Below are 21136 nucleotides of genomic sequence, written 5' to 3'. Positions count from 1 at the left end.
TCGCTCCTCTACATTAATTGCATACGCGGGCTATACGCAACAGCTGACTAGTGCGGCCGTGGCCTACCCTGGATCCAGCCGCTCCGGGACGGAGGAAGAACGCCAATGACAGCGACGGACCCCACGGACCCCGCACTCACCGCCCTCGCCCAGGGCTGGTGCGCCCTCTCTCTGCTGCACGGAAGGATCGAGGCGCACATCGAGCGCGCCCTGCAGGCGAAGCACGATCTGAGCGTGCGCGAGTACTCCCTCCTCGACGTGCTCAGCCGGCAGCACGACGGCGACGGCGGGCATCTGCAGATGAAGCAGGTCGCCGACGCGGTCGTCCTCAGCCAGAGCGCCACCACCCGGCTGGTGACCCGGCTGGAGGACCGCGGCCTGCTGGAGCGCTATCTGTGCCCCACGGACCGTCGCGGCATCTACACGAACGTCACAGAGGCAGGCCTCCACCTGCTGCAGGAGGCGCGGCCCACCAACGACACCGCCCTGCGCGAGGCCCTGGACGAGGCGGCCAGAAACCCTGAACTGGCCCCGCTGGTCCGGGTCGTGGAGTCCCTGAACGTGACCGCATAAGGTGCGGCCATGGGAGATCTTGAAATACGGAGCGCAACCGCCGACGACCTCCCGGCGATCGTCGCTCTGCTCGCCGACGACCCGCTGGGCTCCCAGCGTGAGTCCCCTGATGACATGGCGCCGTATCGGGCAGCGCTGCAGCGGTTGAGCGCGGACCCGAACCAGCGTCTCGTGGTCGCCGTCCGTGGGGACCGCGTGGTCGGAACGCTCCAGCTCACGATCATCCCCGGGCTCTCACGCAAGGGAGCGACCCGCTCGATCATCGAAGGCGTACGCGTACACGCCGACGAACGTGGCAATGGCCTGGGCACACAGTTCATCGAGTGGGCGATCGAGGAATCCCGGCGGCAGAAGTGTCAGTTGGTCCAGCTGACCTCCGACAGCAGCCGCACGGACGCCCACCGTTTCTACGAGCGGTTCGGCTTCACCGCCTCGCACGTGGGCTTCAAGCTCCAGCTCTGAAAGGTACCCGGGGTGGGTGTTTCACGTGAAACACCCACCCCGGCGCCGTCAGGGACCGGCTAGTCCGCGATCCCTCGCCATCCCTTCGGGTCCACTCCACCAGGCACGCCGGCTCCCTCCTCGTACGGCTGCCGGGTGAACACGAAGGAACCGAGGTCGAGGTGGCGCACGGACCCGTCCTGGCCTCGTACAGGCCGCAACAGCTCTCCCGCGTAGTAGCCCTCCAGGCCCGTCCAAGTGCCGTCGCCGTTCGAGCGGAAGCGTGACCGGCGGCCACCACCGGTCAGCGGCCCCAGGGAGATCAGGCCGTCGGCCGTCACCCGCAGGCCGAAGGCGTGGGTGCCCCAGTACCACTGCCCCGCCAACTCCAGGACCATCGGGTCAGCCTCCCGCAGTGGCCGCCACGGCTCGGGGATACGCGGTTCCGCCTCGGCGACGATACGGACCAGGTCGGCACCCACCGATCCCAGCAGCGGACCACTGGTGCAGTTGGCCAGCACCACCGCCGCCACGTCGTCCTCCACACTGACGGTGAGGTTCGCGAGGAAGCCCGGTAGCGAGCCGGAGTGCCCGAAGAGGAGCCTTCCGTCACGATGCTGCACCTGCATGCCGAGGCCGTAGGTGATGCCGTCCACCACGTCCGCCGCCTCGGCAGGCGCCGCGGGTGTCCGCATCTGCCGCACCGACTCCACGCTCAGCACCCGGTCGTCCCCTGCGGCCAGGAACGCGGCGAACCGCGCAAGGTCCCCGGTGGTCGACCACAGCTGGCCGGCGGGGGCCATCCGGCCGAGATCCTCCAGCGGTTCGGGCAGCAGCACGTCGGCCCAGGGATGCACCGCCCAGCCACCCGCGTGCGGCGCCTGCGGCTGGGCGCTGGTCCGGTGCAGGCCGAGCGGTTCGAGCACCTCCCTGTGCAGCACGTCCTCCCAGGGCGCCCCGCGCAGTTCTTCGACCAGCGCGCCCAGCAGCGTGTAACCGGGGTTGGAGTAGTGGTGCCGACGGCCGACGGGATGCAGGAGGGGCTTCTTACCGAGGACATCACTCAGCTCGGGCCGCAGCGAGCCCGGGGTCCGCTCCCACCAGGGGCCGGGCGATTCGGCCGCCAACCCCCCGGTGTGCGCAAGCAGTTCGGCGATCGTCGCCTCGCCCGCCCCGGTACCCGGCAGATGCTTCTCCAGCTGATCGCCGAGCTCGAGCAGACCCTCGTCGCGCAGCCGCAGGACCAGTACGGCCGTGAAGGTCTTGGTGATCGACCCGATCCGGTACTGCACGTTCTCGTCCGGTCCGTGCCCGTCCACCGAGGTCCGCGCTCCGTGCCACACGGCACGCCCGCCCCGCACGACCGCGGCGACCACCGAAGGCGCCCGTCCTTCGGCCTGTGCCACGGCGATCCGGTGCAGCAACGCCCGCCGGGTCGCCGGAAGCAACTCTTCCTGAAATGTCGTCATGGGCACAGTCCAGTCGGTGGAACGCGCCACGTCGAATCCTTCACCCGGCACGGCCGGATCAGGTCTGTGCCATGTCCACGAAGCGGGAGTAGTGGCCCTGGAAGGCGACCGTGATCGTCGCCGTCGGACCGTTTCGGTGCTTGGCCACGATCAGGTCGGCCTCGCCCGCGCGCGGGGACTCCTTCTCGTAGGCGTCCTCGCGGTGCAACAGGATGACCATGTCGGCGTCCTGCTCGATGGAGCCGGACTCACGCAGGTCGGAGACCATCGGCTTCTTGTCGGTGCGCTGCTCGGGACCACGGTTGAGCTGGGAAAGCGCGATGACCGGGATCTCCAGCTCCTTGGCGAGCAGCTTGAGGTTACGGGACATGTCCGAGACCTCCTGCTGACGGCTCTCGGCTCGCCTGGAGCCGCCGGACTGCATCAGCTGGAGGTAGTCGATGACGACCAGCTTCAGGTCGTTGCGCTGCTTCAGACGCCGGCACTTGGCGCGGATCTCCATCATCGACAGGTTCGGAGAGTCGTCGATGTAGAGCGGAGCCGCCGAGACGTCCGGCATCCGGCGGGCCAGTCGCGTCCAGTCCTCGTCGGTCATCGTGCCGGACCGCATGTGATGCAGGGCCACCCGTGCCTCGGCGGACAGCAGACGCATCGCGATCTCGTTGCGCCCCATTTCGAGGGAGAAGATCACACTGGGGAGGTTGTGCTTGATCGAGGCGGCGCGGGCGAAGTCCAGTGCGAGGGTGGACTTACCCATGGCGGGACGGGCCGCGATGACGATCATCTGGCCCGGGTGCAGGCCATTGGTCAAGGAGTCGAAGTCCGTGAACCCGGTGGGCACACCCGTCATCTCGCCGCTGCGCGAGCCGATCGCCTCGATCTCGTCCAGCGCACCTTCCATGATGTCGCCGAGCGGAAGGTAGTCCTCGCTGGTGCGCTGCTCGGTGACGGCGTAGATCTCGGCCTGGGCGCTGTTGACGATCTCGTCGACGTCGCCGTCGGCTGCGTATCCCATCTGCGTGATACGTGTGCCGGCCTCGACCAGGCGCCGCAGGACGGCGCGCTCGCGGACGATCTCCGCGTAGTACTCGGCGTTGGCCGCCGTCGGCACGGTCTGGACGAGGCTGTGCAGATACGCCGCGCCACCGACTTTGTTGATCTCGCCGCGCTTGGTCAGTTCGGCGGCGATGGTGATCGGATCGGCCGGCTCACCCTTCGCGTAGACGTCGAGGATCGCCTGATAGATCGTCTCGTGGGCGGGCTTATAGAAGTCGTGGCCTTTGAGGATCTCCACGACGTCGGCGATGGCGTCCTTGGAGAGCAGCATGCCGCCCAGCACGGACTGCTCGGCGTCGAGATCCTGCGGCGGCACCCGCTCGAAGGCGGAACCCCCGCCGTCCCAGGCGCCGTTCTCCCGGCCCCGGTCGTGCTGCTCGTCACGAACCCGGCCCACGTCGCCACGCCGGCGGGAGGCGGGCAGACGATCACTGGGTCCGCTGTCGGCCCACGGATCGTCCAAGGGCTCGGAAATGCTCACCGAGCCACCTCCTCCCGTCCGCACGGCGGACCTCGCCGTGCCCTCTTTTGTACGGCACGGCACTGACAAATCGAGAGGCCCAACTCCGGTTCCGGCGTCGGATTTATGACGTTTCCCAAGCCCTGGAACAGACGTCTCCCGGGCCCGGGGAAGGAGCGGGCGCCGGACAACGGTAGGCCCCTCCGCACCGTCAGCCAATCTGGTTATCCACAGGGCATGTGGACGACGGCCCGGATGCTGTGGAGAACCCCCCGAAACCTGTGCACGACCCAGTGGACAGCCCTGTGAACAAGACCTCGATCCCGGCCATCGAAACGCTCTGACCTGCAAGTTCAACGTCCACCGGCTGTGCAGAAGAAAAACTTCCCCAGTCGGGCCAAGATCGCTTCGAACGCCACGCGAAAGCATCCGCACACAGACAGAGAGTAAGGGTCAATACTGGATTGCGTCTCTTACCTGTGGACGATTAGATTGGTGCTCATGACACAGGCTCCCGCGATACCCAAGGCCACCCGGCGCCGGCACGACCGAGAGATCGTCGCGCTGGCCGTCCCGGCCTTCGGCGCACTCGTCGCCGAGCCCCTCTTCGTCATGGCGGACAGTGCGATCGTCGGCCATCTGGGGACCGCCCAGCTCGCCGGTCTCGGTGTGGCGTCGGCCCTCCTCAGCACCGCCGTGAGCGTCTTCGTTTTTCTCGCCTACGCGACCACGGCTGCCGTGGCCCGGCGTGTCGGCGCCGGTGATCTCCCTTCGGCCATCCGCCAGGGCATGGACGGCATCTGGCTGGCCCTACTCCTTGGCGCCGCCGTCATCGCCGTCGCACTCCCCCTGGCCCCTGGCATCGTGGACCTCTTCGGCTCTTCCGCGACCGCGGCCCCCTACGCCACGACGTACCTGCGGATCTCCGCGCTGGGGATCCCGGCCATGCTCATCGTCCTCGCCGCCACCGGTGTACTCCGCGGTCTGCAGGACACCAGAACCCCGCTCTACGTCGCCATCACCGGCTTCCTCGCCAACGCTGCTCTCAACGCGGGGCTCGTCTACGGCGCCGGACTCGGCATCGCGGGCTCGGCCTGGGGCACCGTCATAGCGCAGTGCGGCATGGCGGCCGTCTACCTGAACGTGGTCGTCCGCGGGGCTCGTCGGCACGGGGCTTCCCTGCGCCCGGACGCCGCCGGTATCCGCGCCTCCGCACAGGCCGGCGTTCCGCTGCTCGTCCGGACCCTCTCACTGCGGGCGATTCTGCTGATCGCCACGGCCGTCGCTGCACGCCTCGGGGATGCCGACATCGCCGCCCACCAGATCATTCTGTCCCTGTGGAGCCTGCTGGCGTTCGTCCTCGACGCCATCGCGATCGCAGGGCAGGCGATCATCGGCCGCTACCTCGGTGCGGGCGATGCCCAAGGTGCTCGCGAGGCATGCCGTCGCATGGTCCAGTGGGGCATCGCCACCGGTGCAGCACTCGGCCTGCTCGTCATAGCGGCACGGCCACTCTTCCTTCCGCTGTTCACCAACGACTCCGGAGTCGAGGACGCGGCGCTGCCTGCACTGCTCATGGTTGCGCTCTCCCAGCCGGTCTGCGGAATCGTCTTCGTCCTGGACGGCGTCCTGATGGGGGCGGGCGACGGGCCGTACCTGGCCGGGGCCATGGTCGTCACGCTGGCCGTCTTCGCACCGCTGGCCCTGCTCGTGCCCGCCCTGGGCGGGGGACTCACCGCGCTCTGGGTGGCGATGACACTGATGATGACCGTTCGCATGCTGACCCTGTGGCTGCGGAGCCGCTCGGGCCGCTGGATCGTGACGGGTGCGACGCGCTGACCGTTTCACGTGAAACAGTCAGCGTTTCACGTGAAACACGAGCCATGCGAAAGGGGCCACACCGGTGAGGGTGCGGCCCCTTTCAGGACTGCTCAAGCCGAGCGCAGCGTCAGGCCGCGACGACCTCGATGCTGACCTTGGCGGCAACCTCGGGGTGCAGACGCACGGAGGTGTCGTGGGCGCCCAGGGTCTTGATCGGGGCGGCCAGCTCGATGCGGCGCTTGTCGACCTCGGGGCCACCGGAAGCCTTGATCGCGGAGGCGATGTCGGCCGGGGTGACGGAACCGAAGAGACGACCGGCGTCGCCGGAGCGAACGGCCAGGCGGACCTTGACACCCTCGAGCTGGGCCTTCACAGCGTTGGCCTGCTCGATGGTCTGGATCTCGTGGATCTTGCGGGCGCGGCGGATCTGCTCGACGTCCTTCTCGCCACCCTTGGTCCAGCGGATAGCGAACTTCCGCGGGATCAGGTAGTTGCGAGCGTAACCGTCCTTGACGTCGACGACGTCGCCCGCGGCACCGAGGCCGGAAACCTCGTGGGTGAGGATGATCTTCATGAGTCGGTCACCCTTCCCTTAGCGCGCGGTGGAGGTGTAGGGCAGCAGCGCCATCTCACGGCTGTTCTTCACAGCCGTGGCGACGTCACGCTGGTGCTGGGTGCAGTTGCCGGTCACGCGGCGGGCACGGATCTTGCCGCGGTCGGAAATGAACTTCCGCAGCATGTTCGTGTCCTTGTAGTCCACGTACGTGACCTTGTCCTTGCAGAACGCGCAGACCTTCTTCTTCGGCTTGCGCACAGGCGGCTTCGCCATGGTGTTTCTCCTGTGTGATCAAGAAGTTTGGGTACGACCCGCCCCCGGTCCGAGGACCTAGAAGGGGGGCTCGTCCGAGTAGCCGCCGCCACCGCCGCCGGAGCCTCCGCCCCAGCCACCGCCCTGGTTGCCACCGGCGGGAGCACCGGTCGCCCACGGGTCGTCTGCCGGAGCACCGCCCTGCTGACCGCCGCCGGGGCCACCGCCCCAGCCGCCGCCACCCTGGCCGCCGCCGTAACCGCCCTGGCCGCCGCGAGCGCCACCGGCGGTCTTGGTGACCTTGGCCGTGGCGTTGCGCAGGCTGGCGCCGACTTCCTCGACGTCCAGTTCGTAGACCGTGCGCTTGACGCCCTCACGGTCCTCGTAGGACCGCTGCTTCAGCCGGCCCTGCACGATGACGCGCATGCCTCGCTGGAGCGACTCGGCGACGTTCTCCGCCGCCTGGCGCCAGACCGAGCAGGTCAGGAACAGGCTTTCGCCGTCCTTCCACTCGTTCGTCTGGCGGTCGAAGGTGCGGGGAGTGGACGCGACACGGAACTTCGCGACCGCCGCACCGGACGGGGTGAAGCGCAGCTCGGGGTCATCGACAAGATTGCCGACGACCGTGATGACGGTCTCGCCTGCCATGGGGGAACCTCTCGGCGGGTTTGCTGCTGGCTGCTTGCTGCTACTCGAATCCCGAGATCAGCTGAGCGGAAGAGCTCAGTGGGTCTCGGGGCGGAGGACCTTGGTCCGGAGGACCGACTCGTTCAGGTTCATCTGGCGGTCGAGCTCCTTGACGACCGCAGGCTCGGCCTGCAGGTCGATGACCGAGTAGATGCCCTCGGGCTTCTTCTTGATCTCGTACGCGAGACGACGACGGCCCCAGGTGTCGACCTTCTCGACCTTGCCGTTGCCCTCACGGACGACGGAGAGGAAGTTCTCGATCAGGGGGGCGACAGCGCGCTCCTCCAGATCGGGGTCGAGGATGACCATCACCTCGTAGTGACGCATGTGGAACCCACCTCCTTTGGACTCAGCGGCCACGGTCGTTCCGTGGCAGGAGGGTTGTGATGCGTGCGCATCGGTACCCGTCTGGGCATGCCTGAACAGACACCGGTGCAGACGGTACAGACTACCTGCACACCGGCTTCCGGTTGAAATCCGGCCGCGTAGACCGTCAATCTGTACACATCGGGTGTGTAAGGCGCTACTGTGCGCCGCGATCCGCAGGAGGTGCCTCATGGCACAGCAGGCATTGCGACCCAACACCGCCGGATCCCTGTTCGCCTCCGACGGCAAGGCCCATCCCGTCCAGGACACCCTGATGGTGGTGACACTGGTCCTGGGCTTGCTGTCGTTCATCACGTCCTTCTTCCACGGCCTGCATCTGCTCACGTCCTGGACCGGCCTGGTGGGGATCTTCACCGGCGCGTACGGGCAGTGGATCTCGGTGACCACGCGCGAGCGGACCGTTCTGATCCTGGGTCTCGGTGCCTCGGGGATCGGCTTCCTGATCGGCATGGCACACGGCGGACTGTTCGGCGGCCTCGTCGGCGGCTGAGTCCGCCCGCCGCCACCCCCGGCGGCACCCTCACGCGGTGCCACGGAAGGCCCCGGTGGCCCACGGGCCGGGGTGAAGGTGCCATATGCCCAGTCGGGGCGCCCGGACGGCGCAGTAGGCTTCGGCGCGAGAGCCGGAGCCCCTGACCCCATGGGGACACACCAGCCCGAGGAGCGCCCCGACATGAGCCTGACCCTGAGGACCATCAGCCGCGAGCAACATCTGGCCTACATCCAGAGCCTGCCGGCGGCGAGCCACATGCAGGTCCCGGCCTGGGCCGACGTGAAGGCGGAGTGGCGCTCCGAGAACCTCGGCTGGTTCGACGAGCGCACCGGCGAACTGGTCGGCGTGGGCCTGGTCCTGTACCGCCAGCTGCCCAAGATCAAGCGCTATCTGGCCTATCTGCCCGAGGGCCCGGTCATCAACTGGTTCGCGCCGAACCTGGACGACTGGATCCAGCCGATGCTGGCGCACCTGAAGCAGAAGGGCGCGTTCTCCGTGAAGATGGGCCCGCCGGTGATCATCCGCCGCTGGAACGCGGAGACGATCAAGAAGGGCATCCAGAGCCCGGACGTGAAGCGGCTGCGCGACCTGGAGGCCGACTTCATCGAGCCGCGCGCCTTCGAGGTCGCCGACAAGCTGCGCCGCATGGGCTGGCAGCAGGGCGAGGACGGCGGCGCCGGCTTCGGCGACGTGCAGCCCCGCTACGTCTACCAGGTGCCGCTGGCGAACCGTTCCCTGGAAGAGGTCCACAAGAACTTCAACCAGCTGTGGCGCCGCAACATCAAGAAGGCCGAGAAGGCCGGCGTCGAGGTCGTCCAGGGCGGCTACCAGGACCTCGCCGAGTGGCAGCGGCTGTACGAGATCACGGCCGTGCGCGACCACTTCCGGCCCCGTCCGCTGTCGTACTTCCAGCGCATGTGGGCGGCCCTCAACACCGAGGACCCCAACCGCATGCGGCTGTACTTCGCCCGCCACAACGGCGTGAACCTGTCGGCGGCGACCATGCTGATCGTCGGCGGCCACGTCTGGTACTCCTACGGCGCCTCCGACAACATCGGCCGTGAGGTGCGGCCCTCGAACGCGATGCAGTGGCGGATGCTGCGCGACGCCTACGCGCTCGGCGCGACCGTCTACGACCTGCGCGGCATCTCCGACTCGCTGGACGAGAGCGACCATCTGTTCGGCCTCATCCAGTTCAAGGTCGGCACGGGCGGGCAGGCCGCCGAGTACCTCGGCGAGTGGGACTTCCCGCTGAACAAGCTGCTCCACAAGGCGCTCGACATCTACATGTCGCGCCGTTGAGCCACGGACGTTTGATTCCATAGCCTTCACGGCTCATCCATCTCTGATCCACCCAGCCACGAGAAAGGTTCCGGGTCCGGCCATGGCGCTCACGCTCTACGTCGACACCGCGCGCTGGCGGGCGCACCACAAGCACGTGCAGGAGCAGTTCCCGGGGCTCGTCCCGGTCTGCAAGGGCAACGGCTACGGCTTCGGACACGACCGGCTGGCGGAGGAGGCCACGCGGCTCGGTTCGGACCTGCTCGCCGTCGGCACGACGTACGAGGCCGCGAGCATCAAGGACTTCTTCGGCGGCGACCTGCTGGTGCTCACTCCGTACCGGCGCGGCGAGGAGCCGGTGCCGCTGCCCGACCGCGTCATCCGCTCGGTGTCGTCGGTCGACGGCGTGTACGGCCTCGTCGGCGCCCGGGTGGTCATCGAGGTGATGTCCTCGATGAAGCGGCACGGCATCAGCGAGCAGGACCTGCCGCAGCTGCACCAGGCCATTGAGAACGTCCGGCTGGAGGGCTTCGCCATCCACCTGCCGCTGGACCGCACCGACGGCTCGGACGCCGTCGAGGAGGTCATCGGCTGGATGGACCGGCTGCGCGCGGCCCGGCTGCCGCTGCACACCATGTTCGTCAGCCACCTCAAGGCCGATGAACTGGCCCGGCTCCAGCAGCAGTTCCCGCAGACCCGGTTCCGCGCCCGGATCGGCACCCGGCTGTGGCTGGGGGACCACGAGGCCACGGAGTACCGCGGCGCCGTCCTGGACGTCACGCGCGTGGCCAAGGGTGACCGGTTCGGCTACCGGCAGCAGAAGGCGGCCTCCGACGGCTTCCTGGTGGTCGTGGCGGGCGGTACGTCACACGGGGTGGGCCTGGAGGCCCCGAAGGCCATGCACGGCGTCATGCCGCGCGCCAAGGGCGTCGCACGGGCCGGCCTGGCCACGGTGAACCGGAATCTCTCTCCGTTCGTCTGGGGCGGCAAGCAGCGCTGGTTCGCGGAGCCGCCACACATGCAGGTGTCGATCCTGTTCGTCCCGGCCGACGCCCCCGAGCCGACGGTCGGCGACGAGCTGGTCGCCCATCTGCGGCACACCACCACGCAGTTCGACCGGCTCGTGGACCGCTGACGGCCCTTGGAACGACGAAAAGGCCGTACACGGGGAACTCCGTGTACGGCCTTTCCTTCATTCTCGGTCGTTCGCTCAGAGCGAACGGTCCTCGGAGGACCGGCTTCCCCAGTCCACATGAGGCACGTCGAAGTGGGCGGCGTGCCGCGGCGGACGGGCCGCCGCGCCGAGCACGAAGACGTCCTGCGCGCCGTCGAGCACCCCGCCCGAGGGGTCGTCGTCGCCGGAGCGGCGCACCACGTCCCGCTCCGGCATGAGGATGTCCCGTACGACGACGGCGCACAGGTACAGCGTGCCCAGCAGGTGCAGCACGATCGCCCAGTGGTAGCCGTGCGTCGGCAGGCCCTTGTGGGCGTCGCCGCTGGTCGTGTACGCGAGGTACATCCAGATGCCCAGGAAGTACGCCAGCTCGCACGCCTGCCAGATCAGGAAGTCGCGCCACTTGGGGCGGGCGAGGGCCGCCAGCGGCACCAGCCACAGGACGTACTGCGGTGAGTAGACCTTGTTGGTGAGGATGAAGGCCGCGATCATCAGGAAGGCCAGCTGCGCGAAGCGCGGCCGGCGCGGGGCGGTGAACGTGAGCGCGGCGATGCCGAGGAAGGAGAACACCACCAGGGCGCTGGCCGCGGTGTTCACGAAGTCGGTGCTGGGCGGATGGCTGGAGTTCTGCGCCCAGATCAGCCAGAAGGAGCCGAAGTCGACGCCCCGGTCGTGGCTGAAGCTGTAGAACTTCGCCCAGCCCTCGCGGATGTGGAAGCCCGTCGCGTCGTGCGTGATCATCACCGGAAGGTTCACCACGAGCCAGGCACCCGCCGCTGCGCCCACGGCCTGGAAGAACTCCCGCCATCGGCCCGCCCGCCAGCACAGCACGAGCAGCGGGCCGAGCAGCAGGACGGGATAGAGCTTGGCGGCCGTCGCAAGGCCCAGCAGAACGCCGAAGGCGGCGGCGCGGCCCCGTGCCCACATCAGCATCGCGGCGGCGGTCAGGGCGACCGCGAAGAGGTCCCAGTTGATGGTCGCGGTCAGTGTGAAGGCGGGGGCCAGGGCGACCAGCAGGCCGTCCCAGGGGCGCCGGCGGTGGGTACGCGACACGCAGACGACGATGACGGCCGCGCAGGCCATCAGCATTCCGGCGTTGACGAACCAGTACCACTTCTCCTGGTGCTGGATGCTGCCGCTGTGCGGGGTCAGCCAGGACGCCACCTCCATGAACAGGCCGGTGAGCACCGGGTATTCGAGGTAGCCCATACCGCCGGAGACGTCGTCCGGGATGCGGTCGAAGTACGGCACGAGCCCGTCGGCGAAGCCGCGCCCCTGGTAGAGGTGCGGGATGTCCGAGTAGCAGGCGTGGGTGTACTGGGAGCTGGCGCCGAAGAACCAGCCGCTGTGGTAGCAGGGCGCCTTCTGGACCAGGCCCAGGGCGAACATGCCGATCGCCACGAGGACGACCACCCGGACGGGAGTCAGCCAGGAGGTCCCGGTCAGGGCTCGCCGCCCGATGGGGCCGCCGATCAGCTCACTGCCGGCCGCCGCGACCTCGTCCTCGCGGGTCGGCCGCACCGGTTCCGCCCCGGCGGGCCGCGGGGGCTCGGGCCGGTGCACGCTCGAGGGCGTCATCTCTGCACTGGGCATGGGGCACATCCTGCCCTACGGGCCTGAGAACGGCGCGGGTCCGCCCAGGCGGCTCGGCTGGGCCCGTCAGGGCCCCGTTCGGCCGGCCTCCGCACCGCGGCCCGTCTCAACGCCGACGCCCGGTCAACCAAGAGGCCGGTGCACGGCGCCCCGCGAGGAAGCGCCGCGCACCGGCCTTCGGGTCATCGGTCAGCCCTGGGTGCCGCCGAAGAGTCCGCCGTTGCCGTTGCCTTTGGTACTGCCGGTCGTGGTCCCGGTCGTGTCACTGGCTGAGGGGCTGGGGCTCGGACTGGTGCCTGTGCCGCCGGTCGTCGTTCCTCCGGTGGTGCTGTTGCACTTCCAGCTCCAGCCGTTGCAGGTCTGGCTCGCCGACGGCGACGGCCCGGTCGTGCTCTCGCTGGGCGACGGGCTCGGCTTGGCACTCGGCGTGGCGCTCGGCGTGGCCGCGACCGTCGGGGTCGGCGAGGGCGCGCCGACCTCGTCCTGGACGCTGCCGATCTTGGTGGCGTCCGGGAAGCCGGGGTCGTTCTGGCCCTGCAGTGCGAGCTTCATGTACTCGGTCCACACCGAGGTCGGGATGTCACCACCGTGGATGGAGTCCACGCCGGCGGTGCCGTTCATGGAGAGCAGTTTGTGGTCCTTGGGGTTCTCACGGAACATGGCCACCGAGGTCGACAGCTGCTGGGTGTAGCCGACGAACCAGGCGGACTTGTTCTTGTCGGTCGTACCGGTCTTGCCGGCCGCGGTACGGCCCAGGGCCTTGGCGTTCTGACCCGTACCGTTCTGGATCACGTTCTGCAGGACGTCCGTGACGTTGTTCGCCACGTTGGCGGGCATCGCCTGGCTGGACTTCGGCTTGGTGAAGCCCGGCTTGTCCTCGCCGTTGTACTTGACCTTGGTCACCGAGTACGGGTCCCTGTGCATGCCGGACGCCGCGAACGTGGCGTAGGCGTCGGCCATGCGGATCGCACTCGGGGTGGACGTACCGATGGCGAACGACGGGTTGAGGCTGGACATGCTCTCGTCCAGCACGCCGGACGCCTGGGCGACGTCCCGGACCTTCTGCAGTCCCACGTCCACGGCGAGCTGCACGAACGGCGTGTTGATGGACTGCTCCATGGCCTTGCGCAGGGTGATGTAGCCCCAGGGGTGAGGACTCTCGTTGTTCTGATAGAAGGTCGAGTTGTCCTTGTTGAGGTAGTACGTCCCGTCCGGTCGCCTGACCTTGAGGTGGTCGTCGCCGTTGTACTTGCTGAGCGGGGAGATACCCAGACCGTCGGACTTGTAGGTGCCGTACTCCATCGCCGCGGCGAGCACGAACGGCTTCCACGTCGAGCCGACGGGGACACCCGAGGTGTCCGCGTTGTTGGTGAAGTGGCCCTTCTCGTAGCCGTCACCGCCGTAGAGGGCGACGATCGCCCCGTCGCTCGGATTCACGGACGCCGCGCCGAACTGGACGTACTTGTCCCTGGGCTCCGTCTTGGGGTGCAGACGCTGCTGCTGGATCTTCTTCACGGCGGCGCTCAGGGCGTTGACCTTGTCCTTCTGGAAGGTCGTGTAGATCTGGTACCCGCCCTTGTCGAACTGTGCCTCCGTGATGTCGGAGTGGCTCAGCACGTACTTCTTGGCCGTGTCGGCAAGATAGCTGATCTGGCCGGTCATGCCCTTGGTCGCCTTGCGGCCCTGAGGACTGGGGTACTTCTTGATGGCCTCCTGGTACTGGGCGTCGGTGAGGTGCTTGTCCTTGTGCATCTCACCGAGGATCCAGGCCCAGCGCGCCTTGGAGCGCTCCGTGTTGGCCGCGGCGGTCGCCGCCTTGTCGAGGTCGGCGTTGCCGGCCGGGTCGTAGTACGTCGGGCCCTTGAGCAGCGCGGCGAGGAAAGCGCACTGGCTCCGCGTGAGCTGGACCGCGTCCTTGCCGTAGTACGTCTGCGCGGCGGCCTGGATGCCGTAGGCGCCGCGGCCGAAGTACGACGTGTTCAGGTACCCCCGCATGATGTCGTCCTTGGAGAGCTTCGTGCCCACCTTTATGGAGATGAACATCTCCTTGAACTTGCGGGTGACCGTCTGTTCCTGGCTGAGGTACGTGTTCTTGACGTACTGCTGGGTGATCGTCGAACCACCCTGCGTCTGGCCGCCGCGCGCCATGTTGGCCAGGGCGCGCAGGATACCCATGGGGTCGACGCCCGAGTCCTGGTAGAAGGACTTGTTCTCGGCCGAGATCACCGCGAACTGCATCGCCTTGGGAATCTTGTCGATGCTGACGTTCTGCCGGTTCACACCGGTGCCCGTGGCCACCATCTGGGTGCCGTCGGCCCAGTAGTAGACGTTGTTCTGGGACTTGGCCGCGTCGTTCTCGTTGGGAATGGACACCATCGCGTAGCCGACGCCGACCATCACGACCAGGCTGCCGACGAAGCCGAGGAACATCCCCGAGACGAGCTTCCAGGAGGGCACCCAGCGGCGCCAGCCGAACTTGCCCGCGCGCGGGTAGTCGATGAACCGCTTCTTGCCCGGCGCTGCCGCCGCCCGTCCCCTGCCGCGCCCGGGACCGGTTCCTCCCGGACCACCGCGGCGGCCCGGCGCCGCGTTGTCGGCGGCTCTGCGCCGACCGCCTCGCTGCGCCGCCCGGCGGGCCTCGGCACGGCCGCCGTAAGGGCGCTCCTCACCCCCCGAGTCGCGTGAGTCCGCCCCATAGGAACTGGACCCATAGGAGTCGGCAGGAGACCCGGTGGCGCCTCGCGGTGCCGCACGGCGGCCGGAGGACGCATCGGACTGGCCGCGTCGGGCCGCGGCACGTCCGCCTCCCTGCGGCTGCGGCGGTTTGCGACGGTGCTCGCTCATCGAACGACTACTCCTCGGGCAGGCGCACCCCTGCGCGCCTGGAACGGCGGCTGTTTTCCGGTCCCCCCGGAGTACGGATGTGGTCGGTTGCGCATTCACCCGTACTGCACCGGGGACGACGACGCTCCCCAGACGTCGCTTGGTTCCCGGCGGTGTGCATGCCGCACACACTACGCACCGCCAAAACGCATCTAATACGGAAGTTCACCCCAAAGAAGGCAACTTACCTCACGGGAATCATGGATGTGATCCCGTTCACCACCCTCCCTCTTGTCGCACCCGGAAGGCCGTTCTATCGTCATGATGTATCGAGTCGATACATCAGTGTGAGATAAAGACGCTGAGAAGACGTGGTGAGTGCGGTGCGCGGGCACTGCGGACCGAGAGGAGGCGACGATGAGCCGACGTTCCGGCATCCTCGAGTTCGCCGTGCTCGGCCTGCTGCGCGAGTCCCCCATGCACGGCTACGAGCTGCGTAAGCGACTCAATACGTCACTGGGTGTGTTCCGTGCCTTCAGCTACGGGACCCTGTATCCCTGCCTCAAGACGCTGGTCACCAACGGCTGGTTGACCGAGGAACCCGGAAGCACCCATGAGGACGCCCTCACCGCTCCCCTCGCCGGGCGCCGCGCCAAGATCGTCTACCGGTTGACGGCCGAAGGTAAGGAGCATTTCGAGGAGCTGCTCTCGCAGACCGGTCCCGACGCGTACGAGGACGAGCACTTCGCCGCACGGTTCGCCTTCTTCGGGCAGACCTCGCGTGATGTGCGCATGCGCGTACTGGAGGGCCGTCGCAGCCGCCTGGAGGAGCGCCTGGAGAAGATGCGCGCCTCCCTGGCCCGCACGCGGGAGCGCCTCGACGACTACACCCTCGAGCTCCAGCGCCACGGGATGGAGTCCGTGGAGCGCGAAGTGCGCTGGCTGAACGAGCTCATCGAGAGCGAGCGGGCCGGGCGGGACCTGAGAGGTTCCGTGTCCGGGGGGTCCGCTCAGCAGGACACCACAACTGGATCGACGGGCGGCCTGCCCCGTCCCGGGGAAACCCCCCGGACGGATACGCCCGGCGACACCGCCACGTGACGGCCCAGCCAGGGCCTCACTCGTACACACAGGGAGCAACCGGAATGGCATCGGTTCGCGTAGCCATCGTCGGCGTGGGCAACTGCGCCGCGTCGCTGGTTCAGGGAGTCGAGTACTACAAGGACGCCGACCCCGCGTCCAAGGTCCCCGGCCTGATGCACGTGCAGTTCGGTGACTACCACGTGCGCGACGTCGAGTTCGTCGCCGCGTTCGACGTCGACGCCAAGAAGGTCGGCCTGGACCTCGCCGACGCCATCGGCGCCTCCGAGAACAACACCATCAAGATCTGCGACGTGCCCACCACCGGTGTCACCGTCCAGCGCGGCCACACCCTCGACGGCCTCGGCAAGTACTACCGCGCCACCATCGAGGAATCCGACGCCGAGCCGGTCGACGTCGTCCAGATCCTGAAGGACAAGCAGGTCGACGTCCTGGTCTGCTACCTGCCCGTCGGTTCCGAGGACGCGGCGAAGTTCTACGCGCAGTGCGCCATCGACGCCAAGGTCGCCTTCGTCAACGCCCTTCCGGTCTTCATCGCCGGCACCAAGGAGTGGGCCGACAAGTTCACCGAGGCCGGTGTGCCGATCGTCGGTGACGACATCAAGTCCCAGGTCGGCGCCACCATCACGCACCGCGTCATGGCGAAGCTGTTCGAGGACCGCGGTGTCATCCTCGACCGGACGATGCAGCTGAACGTCGGCGGCAACATGGACTTCAAGAACATGCTCGAGCGTGAGCGCCTGGAGTCCAAGAAGATCTCCAAGACGCAGGCCGTCACCTCCCAGATCCCCGACCGGGACCTCGGCGAGAAGAACGTCCACATCGGCCCCTCCGACTACGTGGCCTGGCTCGACGACCGCAAGTGGGCCTACGTCCGCCTCGAGGGCCGCGCCTTCGGTGACGTCCCGCTGAACCTGGAGTACAAGCTCGAGGTCTGGGACTCCCCGAACTCCGCGGGTGTCATCATCGACGCCCTGCGCGCCGCGAAGATCGCCAAGGACCGCGGCATCGGCGGCCCGATCCTCTCCGCGTCCTCGTACTTCATGAAGTCCCCGCCGGTCCAGTACTTCGACGACGAGGCCCGCGAGAACGTCGAGAAGTTCATCCGCGGCGAGGTCGAGCGCTAAGCACCGCTGCTCGCCGACAACGCTCCTGCCAGGGCTGTGAGGGTCCCCGGGTTCCACGACCCGGGGACCCTCCGCATGTGTGAGGCTGTGCCCCATGCCCGTCGTCCGTGACCTGCGCGTCCTGCTCCGTCTGCGGAACTTCCGGCGCCTGCTGTCGGTGCGCCTGCTCTCCCAGGGCGCCGACGGCGTCTACCAGGTCGCGCTCGCGGCGTACGTCGTCTTCTCCCCGGAGAAGCAGGCCACACCCGCCGCGATCGCCTCGGCGATGGCGGTCCTGCTGCTCCCGTACTCGCTGGTCGGCCCGTTCGCCGGCGTTCTGCTGGACCGGTGGCGGCGCCGACAGGTCTTCGTGCACGGCAATCTGCTGCGGGCCCTCCTGGCCGTGATGACCGCCGGGCTGATGGTCAGCCATGTCCCGGACTGGCTGTTCTACGCCTCCGCGCTGTGCGTCACGGCCGTCAACCGTTTCGTCCTCGCCGGGCTTTCCGCGGCTCTGCCGCGCGTGGTCGACGCCGACCGCCTGGTGCTCGCCAACTCCCTCTCCCCGACGGCCGGAACGCTCGCCGCGACCGCGGGTGGCGGCCTCGCCTTCGCCGTCCGGCTCGCCGCTTCGGGCTCCGATGCCACGGTGGTGCTGCTGGGTGCCTTCCTCTATCTGTGCGCCGCGTTGACCGCACTGAGCATGGCTCCGGACCTGCTCGGCCCCGACCGGGGGTCGACACGGCCCCACCTGCGGACCGCGCTCGCCGTCACCGCGCGCGATCTGCTGGCGGCCGTCAGGCATCTGGCCGGTCCCCGGCGCCGGGAAGCCGTCTGGGCGCTGGCCTCGATGACGCTGATGCGCTTCTGCTACGGCGCGCTGCTCGTCCTGCTGCTCATGCTCTGCCGGTACAGCCTCGCCGCGAATCCCGACGAGGGACTCAGGCTGCTCGGCCTCGCACTGGCGGTGTCCGCAGCGGGTTTCTTCACGGCTGCCGTGGTGACACCGTGGGCGGCGGGGCGGTTCGGCCCTGGCCGCTGGATCGCGGTCTGCTCCGGCGCCGCCATGGTCCTGGAACCAGCGCTCGGTCTGCCGTTCGCCACCGGCCCCCTGCTGGTCGCGGCCTTCGTGCTGGGTCTGATCACCCAGGGCGCCAAGATCTCCACGGACACCATCGTCCAGGCGTCCGTGGACGATGGCTTCCGGGGCCGGATCTTCTCCGTCTACGACGTCCTCTTCAACGTCGCCTTCGTCGGCGCCGCCGGAGTGGCTGCCCTGATGCTCCCGCCGGACGGCCGCTCTGCGCCTCTTGTTGTCGCGGTCGCTGTTGTCTACGGGACGGTTGCTGTGTTTATGGGCCGCTTTGAGCGGCGCAGAGTGTCACATCAATGACACAGAGTCCCCCTGAGTTACAGGGGTGTCATTGTCAGCCGCTAACTTACTTGGGTCTTACCCAGTGCTATGCGAACCAACGTTCCAGGGGGACCCCCAAAGTGACTACTCCGCCGCCGCTCCAGGGTCAGGCTCCGTACCCGCCGCAAGGAGGCCATCCGCAGCAGGGCGGCTACCCGCAGCAGGGTCAAGCCCCCTACCCGCAGCAGGGCCAGGCTCCGTACCCGCCGCAGCCCGGCTATCCCCAGCAGGGTCAGGCTCCGTACCCGCCGCAGCCCGGCTACCCGCAGCAGGGCGGCGCTCCGTATGCTCCGGTGCCCCCGCAGCCCCGACGCAAGCTCAGCTTCAAGACGATCAAAAACATCGCCATCGTCGTGATCGGCCTCAGCGTGGCCGTCGGCGGCTATCTGGCCAGCCGGAACGATGCCGACACGGCAAAGGTCGGCGACTGCATGCACCGTGGCAGCAGCAGCGACACCAGCCCGGACCTCGAGGTCGTCGACTGCGGCTCGTCGAAGGCCCAGTATGTGGTGCTGGCCAAGGTCGATGGCTCTTTCTCCAGAGCCTCGGCGCAGATCACATGCCAGACCAAGGCCAAGGACTTCCAGTACGCCTACACCGAGCAGAAGCGCGGCAGCGACTTCCTGCTCTGCCTGAAGGACTACAAGAAGTAGCAGCCACCGAGACGGCAAGGGGCGATGTTTCACGTGAAACATCGCCCCTCGATTGCGTCTGGGGGTGTGTTTCACGTGAAACACAGCCCTGACGCATGGCCTCAGCCCTGTTCGGCCCACCACTCCTTGAGCGCCGCAACCGCGGCCTCACGCTCCATCGGACCGTTCTCCAGGCGCAGCTCCAGCATGTGCTTGTACGCCTGGCCGACGGCGGGGCCGGGGGCGACGCCAAGGATCTCCATGATCTCGTTACCGTCGAGGTCCGGGCGGATCGCGTCCAGCTCCTCCTGTTCCTGGAGCTGGGCGATGCGCGCCTCCAGGCCGTCGTAGGCCCGGGACAGCGCGGTGGCCTTGCGCTTGTTCCGGGTGGTGCAGTCGGATCGGGTCAGGCTGTGCAGGCGCTCCAGCAGGGGGCCTGCGTCACGGACGTAGCGGCGCACCGCCGAGTCCGTCCACTCCCCGGTGCCGTAGCCGTGGAAACGCAGATGAAGTTCGACCAGCCGCGAGACGTCCTTCACCAGTTCGTTGGAGTACTTCAACGCGGTCATACGCTTCTTGGTCATCTTCGCGCCGACCACCTCATGATGATGGAACGAGACCCGGCCGTCCTTCTCGAAGCGGCGCGTGCGCGGCTTGCCGATGTCGTGCAGCAGCGCGGCCAGCCGAAGCGTGAGGTCGGGGCCGCTCTGCTCCAGCGCCATCGCCTGCTCGAGCACGATCAGCGTGTGTTCGTAGACGTCCTTGTGCCGGTGGTGCTCGTCGCTCTCCAGGCGCAGCGCCGGCAGCTCGGGCAGGACGTGGTCGGCGAGCCCGGTGTCGACCAGCAGGGTCAGGCCCTTGCGGGGGTGCGTGGAGAGGATCAGCTTGTTCAGCTCGTCCCGGACCCGCTCGGCCGAGACGATCTCGATCCGCCCGGCCATGTCCTTCATCGCGGTGACGACCTCCGCAGCCACCTCGAAGTCGAGCTGGGCAGCGAACCGGGCGGCACGCATCATCCGCAGCGGGTCGTCCGAGAACGACTCCTCCGGCGTGCCGGGCGTGCGCAGCACTCGGGCCGCCAGGTCCTCCAGGCCGCCGTACGGGTCGATGAACTCCTTCTCCGGCAGTGCGACGGCCATCGCGTTGACCGTGAAGTCACGGCGGACAAGATCCTCCTCGATGGAGTCGCCGTACGACACCTCGGGCTTGCGCGAGGTGCGGTCGTAGGCCTCCGACCGATAGGTGGTGATCTCGATCTGGAAGTTCCAGTCCGTGTCCTGGACCCGGGCCCGCTTCTGCGCGCCGACGGTGCCGAAGGCGATCCCCACCTCCCAGACGGCATCCGCCCAGGGCCGCACGATCTTCAGTACGTCCTCGGGGCGGGCGTCGGTGGTGAAGTCCAGGTCGTTCCCGAGCCGACCGAGCAGCGCGTCGCGTACCGAGCCGCCGACCAGGGCGAGAGAGAACCCGGCCTCCTGGAATCGGCGGGCGAGGTCGTCGGCGACGGGGGCCACCCGCAGCAGCTCGCTCACCGCGCGCCGCTGCGCCTGGTTCAGGGCAGAGGAAGTGTCATCGTTGGGGTTCGGCACAACAGAAAAGGGTACGTGGCTCCGACGGCGTCGAGCGCCTCCCTTACAGGGACCCCGGACAGCGCGGAAGCGGCGGACAGCCCCCTGCATACCCGCCGCAAGCGATGCTCTTGCGGCGTACAGCCGCTCTCCACTCGATACTGGATATAGAGGGCGGTTCACCGATGCTCTCCGATCTTGTGGCGGAGACCGCGGCACTTCCGCTCAGCGCGCCTCGTTACCATGCGT

General features: G+C 68.1%; 19 protein-coding genes. 10 read left to right on the top strand and 9 right to left on the bottom strand.

The genetic code is table 11. The annotated features are described in order from the left end of the window. The first annotated feature begins 105 nt into the window (after positions 1 to 105). On the top strand, positions 106 to 573 hold the full coding sequence (locus K7G59_RS10850) for a MarR family winged helix-turn-helix transcriptional regulator (protein ID WP_225832750.1): 468 nt from the start codon (positions 106 to 108) through the stop codon (positions 571 to 573). A gap of 9 nt (positions 574 to 582) precedes the next feature. Next, a complete protein-coding gene (locus K7G59_RS10845; RefSeq protein ID WP_225832747.1) occupies positions 583 to 1035 on the top strand; it encodes a GNAT family N-acetyltransferase in 453 nt (150 codons plus the stop codon). 59 nt (positions 1036 to 1094) lie between these two features. On the opposite strand, the gene K7G59_RS10840 is transcribed toward K7G59_RS10845, so the two are convergent. Together K7G59_RS10840 and dnaB are read right to left on the bottom strand one after the other, a co-directional pair. After that, positions 1095 to 2483, bottom strand: a complete 1389-nt coding sequence (locus K7G59_RS10840) for a serine hydrolase (protein WP_225832745.1) — start codon at positions 2481 to 2483, stop codon at positions 1095 to 1097. A gap of 58 nt (positions 2484 to 2541) precedes the next feature. Then, positions 2542 to 4020 carry a replicative DNA helicase gene (gene dnaB / locus K7G59_RS10835; protein ID WP_225832743.1) on the bottom strand — a complete coding sequence of 493 codons (1479 nt, stop codon included), beginning with the start codon at positions 4018 to 4020 and terminating at the stop codon, positions 2542 to 2544. 480 nt (positions 4021 to 4500) lie between these two features. Here dnaB and K7G59_RS10830 point away from each other — a divergent pair, with 480 nt between their 5' ends. Next, positions 4501 to 5838 carry an MATE family efflux transporter gene (locus K7G59_RS10830; RefSeq protein ID WP_225832741.1) on the top strand — a complete coding sequence of 446 codons (1338 nt, stop codon included), beginning with the start codon at positions 4501 to 4503 and terminating at the stop codon, positions 5836 to 5838. 109 nt (positions 5839 to 5947) lie between these two features. On the opposite strand, the gene rplI is transcribed toward K7G59_RS10830, so the two are convergent. The 4 genes from rplI to rpsF form a co-directional block, all read right to left on the bottom strand. Beyond that, a complete protein-coding gene (gene rplI, locus K7G59_RS10825) occupies positions 5948 to 6394 on the bottom strand; it encodes a 50S ribosomal protein L9 (RefSeq protein WP_225832739.1) in 447 nt (148 codons plus the stop codon). 18 nt (positions 6395 to 6412) lie between these two features. After that, positions 6413 to 6649 (bottom strand): 30S ribosomal protein S18, encoded by a 237-nt coding sequence (gene rpsR, locus K7G59_RS10820; RefSeq protein ID WP_003949403.1) that lies wholly within the window; start codon positions 6647 to 6649, stop codon positions 6413 to 6415. 57 nt (positions 6650 to 6706) lie between these two features. Beyond that, on the bottom strand, positions 6707 to 7276 hold the full coding sequence (locus K7G59_RS10815; protein WP_225832736.1) for a single-stranded DNA-binding protein: 570 nt from the start codon (positions 7274 to 7276) through the stop codon (positions 6707 to 6709). A 75-nt stretch (positions 7277 to 7351) separates the two neighbouring features. After that, positions 7352 to 7642: a 30S ribosomal protein S6 gene (gene rpsF / locus K7G59_RS10810; protein ID WP_003956532.1), complete on the bottom strand. Its 291-nt coding sequence runs from the start codon at positions 7640 to 7642 to the stop codon at positions 7352 to 7354. Positions 7643 to 7871: 229 nt separating this feature from the next. Here rpsF and K7G59_RS10805 point away from each other — a divergent pair, with 229 nt between their 5' ends. The 3 genes from K7G59_RS10805 to K7G59_RS10795 all read left to right on the top strand — a co-directional run bounded on the left by K7G59_RS10805 (position 7872) and on the right by K7G59_RS10795 (position 10611). Beyond that, complete coding sequence (locus K7G59_RS10805) at positions 7872 to 8192, top strand: hypothetical protein (RefSeq protein ID WP_225832734.1); 321 nt, start codon at positions 7872 to 7874, stop codon at positions 8190 to 8192. A gap of 183 nt (positions 8193 to 8375) precedes the next feature. Beyond that, on the top strand, positions 8376 to 9497 hold the full coding sequence (gene femX, locus K7G59_RS10800; RefSeq protein WP_225832732.1) for a peptidoglycan bridge formation glycyltransferase FemX: 1122 nt from the start codon (positions 8376 to 8378) through the stop codon (positions 9495 to 9497). 82 nt (positions 9498 to 9579) lie between these two features. After that, complete coding sequence (locus tag K7G59_RS10795) at positions 9580 to 10611, top strand: alanine racemase (RefSeq protein ID WP_225832729.1); 1032 nt, start codon at positions 9580 to 9582, stop codon at positions 10609 to 10611. Positions 10612 to 10686: 75 nt separating this feature from the next. Here the strand turns inward: K7G59_RS10795 and K7G59_RS10790 are convergent, their stop codons facing one another. Next, a complete protein-coding gene (locus tag K7G59_RS10790) occupies positions 10687 to 12243 on the bottom strand; it encodes a glycosyltransferase family 87 protein (protein ID WP_225832726.1) in 1557 nt (518 codons plus the stop codon). Positions 12244 to 12432: 189 nt separating this feature from the next. Beyond that, the gene (locus K7G59_RS10785; protein ID WP_225832724.1) at positions 12433 to 15087 is read right to left on the bottom strand and encodes a transglycosylase domain-containing protein; all 2655 of its coding nucleotides are present in this window, start codon (positions 15085 to 15087) and stop codon (positions 12433 to 12435) included. Positions 15088 to 15483: 396 nt separating this feature from the next. Here K7G59_RS10785 and K7G59_RS10780 point away from each other — a divergent pair, with 396 nt between their 5' ends. The 4 genes from K7G59_RS10780 to K7G59_RS10765 all read left to right on the top strand — a co-directional run bounded on the left by K7G59_RS10780 (position 15484) and on the right by K7G59_RS10765 (position 19340). Next, entirely contained in the window at positions 15484 to 16167 is a 684-nt protein-coding gene (locus K7G59_RS10780; protein ID WP_225832722.1) for a PadR family transcriptional regulator, read from the top strand. Positions 16168 to 16211: 44 nt separating this feature from the next. Beyond that, positions 16212 to 17294 (top strand): inositol-3-phosphate synthase, encoded by a 1083-nt coding sequence (locus K7G59_RS10775; protein WP_225832720.1) that lies wholly within the window; start codon positions 16212 to 16214, stop codon positions 17292 to 17294. A 94-nt stretch (positions 17295 to 17388) separates the two neighbouring features. Next, positions 17389 to 18666 carry an MFS transporter gene (locus K7G59_RS10770; protein ID WP_225832717.1) on the top strand — a complete coding sequence of 426 codons (1278 nt, stop codon included), beginning with the start codon at positions 17389 to 17391 and terminating at the stop codon, positions 18664 to 18666. 101 nt (positions 18667 to 18767) lie between these two features. Continuing rightward, complete coding sequence (locus K7G59_RS10765) at positions 18768 to 19340, top strand: hypothetical protein (RefSeq protein ID WP_225832714.1); 573 nt, start codon at positions 18768 to 18770, stop codon at positions 19338 to 19340. A 101-nt stretch (positions 19341 to 19441) separates the two neighbouring features. On the opposite strand, the gene K7G59_RS10760 is transcribed toward K7G59_RS10765, so the two are convergent. Continuing rightward, complete coding sequence (locus K7G59_RS10760; protein ID WP_225832712.1) at positions 19442 to 20908, bottom strand: CCA tRNA nucleotidyltransferase; 1467 nt, start codon at positions 20906 to 20908, stop codon at positions 19442 to 19444. Positions 20909 to 21136: the final 228 nt, after the last annotated feature.

It is taken from the genome of Streptomyces sp. NK08204, assembly GCF_020400585.1.
Taxonomy (GTDB): Bacteria; Actinomycetota; Actinomycetes; order Streptomycetales; family Streptomycetaceae; genus Streptomyces.
The sequence above is the reverse complement of the archived record's forward strand: the minus strand, read 5'-3'. Positions and strand labels throughout refer to the sequence as shown.